Here is a 2,683-nt window from a genome sequence, read left to right as displayed (position 1 = left end):
GGCCAGCGGCACGTGAACGCCGCAGAAACAGGCCTGACACAAGACCGCGCTCGATCACATGCTCATTGGTTGAAAACTTCTTGCATCACGGGCGGCAACCACACAAGGCGTATCGCTCCTCTGGAGGTTCGGGCAGGCTTCGACACCCGCCCCGATACGCCGCCTTTCTCAAACCGTCATCACCCAGTTTCCGCCATAGCTCGCTGGAGTCCCACGACCGTGACATAGGCAAGAAGAAAAGCGCATGCCGCCACTGTGAGATCGTGAACCGTCGCCCAGTACCGCGAAAAACGGATTTCCCTCACATAATTGAGCAGGCGCATGTCGATCCCCGGAATGCAGGACAATGAACTAGCCGATTTGGCCCTGTTCTTCAACGTAAAGATAATGTTCGCTTGAAGGCGGATAGCTCCTTGGCCGGCGGATGGGTTGACTCCGCTCCGAAATTCCTGTGGTGACCGTGATCGCAATGAATCATCCACGACGAGCGCCATGAACAGAATCTTGATCACCGGTGCCAGTGGCTTTGTCGGCCGACATGTTGTTCGTCGACTCGTTGCCGACGGACAGAAGCTCAACCTAGCCGGACGAACCAACGAAAAATGGTCCACGGAGGGCGACGTGCGCTTTTGTGGCGTCGGAGGGGTGGGACAACATACGGATTGGACGGACGCACTGCGCGACTGCGACCGTGTGCTGCACCTCGCTGCGCAGGTGCCATTGCCGGGAGTGACGGACGAGGCGTTTCAGGAAGTGAACAACAAGGGCACCGAGAGGCTGGTCGAGCAAGCGTGCGAAAACGGCGTGGAGTTCTTCATCTTGCTTTCCAGCGTGTTCGCGGTTTCGGACCATTCCGCCGACGGCCCAATCAGTGAAGACACCCCTACCGAACCATTGACTGCCTACGGGCGATCCAAGCTCGACGCCGAGCACCATCTGAACTCCTTCGCACAGCCGGGGCGCACCGCCATCGTGCTTCGGCCCTCGGTCGTTTATGGCGCCGCCGCCCAAGGCAACTGGCGACTTCTTCAGCGTCTGGCGGCGACCGGTCTGCCCTTGCCGTTCGCTTCGGTGGACAATCGCCGTACCCTGACTGCCGTTGACAACCTCGCTGATGCGATCGTTCACCTGCTAACGATGCCGAGGGAAGATCGCCGGTCGGGAATATTCATGATCGGCGATGGCGAGGCAGCCAGTTTGAAGGATATCATACTGTGGCTTCGGACAGGCATGGGCTTGCCCGCCCGGCTGCTGCCGGCGCCCAAAAAGGCGTTGAGCCTTCTGCTCAAGGTCATCGGCCGGGCCAAGGTGGCGCAGAGCATGCTGGGCGATCTAGAAGTCGACTCGACGCGCTTCCGACAAACGTTCGCCTGGACGCCCAAGATTCGCACCGAGGAGGGGATCAAGCGATCCGGAAAGGAATTCATGGGGCCCCGGAAAAGCTGAGAGCGGAATTAGCTCAGACGACAAGGCAATGAAAAGACTGTTTGATTTCACTGTCGCGGCGATCGCACTGGCTTTGTTGTGGCCGGTTATGCTTGCCACCGCCATCCTGGTGAGGCGATCTTCGCCGGGCGGCGCATTGTTCGTCCAGCCGCGCGTGGGGCGCTACGAAATGCCGTTCGAATGCTACAAGTTTCGCACGATGGCGGTCGGCGCGCCGGTGGCCGGATCCCACGCGGTCTCGTCCAGCTGGGTTACGCCGCTCGGTCGGCGGCTCAGGTCAGCAAAGCTCGACGAGCTTCCTCCGTTGTTCAATGTCTTGCGTGGCGACATGAGCTTGGTCGGGCCGCGTCCGTGTCTGCTCAACCAGCCCGCGGTGATCGAAGCTCGGCGCAAGCGGAACGTGTTCGGTGTCCGGCCCGGCATAACCGGACCGGCGCAGCTTGCGGCGATAGATATGTCGACGCCGGAAGCGCTTGCCGAGGCAGACCGCGGCTATGTCGACAGCCAAAGTTTTGTCGGCGATTTGAGGATCATTCTTTCAACCACGCTGGGAGGAGGCGCGGGCGACGCGGCGCGATATTAGCGTGCCATGCGGATCGAACACCAGAGCATGCTTCCAAACGAGTAGCCGGCATCGCAGCGAGGCAGCGCGGCAGCGCGGCAGCCGGAAATACGCGGCGCGCTACCGGATAAAGCAGACAAGCTGTTCGTGATGGGCCCCCCGGTTTCCGGCATTCCGCCGAGCATTTCTGACCTCGTCATGCGTTTCGAGATTTTGCACCCGCCGCCCCAAATATGCCTACAAGGGCTGGGACGGCGTCATCCAGGCAGCCGCTCCCGCCCGCATCATCGAAAGCGGCATTCCGACCGAAGCGCTGCTGGCTCAGATCGCGGTGTCGAAATATGCCGATGGCCGATATTGCGCCTGGTGTCGCCGAACACGACTATGGACGTCGCTGCGATGCCGCTTGCGACCGTGAGCGCGACGGTAACGAAGAAGACGATCTGGAACGAGAGCATGGGAACCTCCGAAGATTGATCGGGGGATTGCCGCGCGCAGTGCTTGGTGGTTTGCTATCCGGCTCAACTGAGGGAGGTATTATGAGGATCGAGCAACTGAAGCACTGAAGCGCGTATGATCTCCGCTAGACCACATGTTCGCCTGAGATAGGGGCGACCCGTCTCCTATGCATGAGGCTCGGCGTCGGAGCATCCGACGCAACCCTCGACATCCTGC

The 2,683-nt window shown here is 60.6% G+C and carries 2 protein-coding genes; both read left to right on the top strand.

Features of this window, described 5'->3' with window-relative positions; translation table 11 throughout:
• Positions 1-492 precede the first annotated feature (492 nt).
• On the top strand, positions 493-1,446 hold the full coding sequence (locus VSX60_RS22180) for an NAD-dependent epimerase/dehydratase family protein (protein WP_327626403.1): 954 nt from the start codon (positions 493-495) through the stop codon (positions 1,444-1,446).
• A 28-nt stretch (positions 1,447-1,474) separates the two neighbouring features.
• Positions 1,475-2,029: a sugar transferase gene (locus tag VSX60_RS22175; RefSeq protein WP_327626402.1), complete on the top strand. Its 555-nt coding sequence runs from the start codon at positions 1,475-1,477 to the stop codon at positions 2,027-2,029.
• Positions 2,030-2,683 lie beyond the last annotated feature (654 nt).

This window comes from Aurantimonas sp. A3-2-R12 (genome assembly GCF_036016755.1).
Lineage (GTDB): Bacteria > Pseudomonadota > Alphaproteobacteria > Rhizobiales > Rhizobiaceae > Aurantimonas > Aurantimonas coralicida_A.
Note: the sequence above shows the minus strand (reverse complement) of the source record. Positions and strands in the feature narration are given on the sequence as shown.

Coding starts and splice junctions, on each gene's coding strand:
- VSX60_RS22180 (WP_327626403.1), top strand. CDS start 493: ATGAACAGAATCTTGATCACCGGTGCCAGTGGCTTTGTCGGCCGACAT.
- VSX60_RS22175 (WP_327626402.1), top strand. CDS start 1,475: ATGAAAAGACTGTTTGATTTCACTGTCGCGGCGATCGCACTGGCTTTG.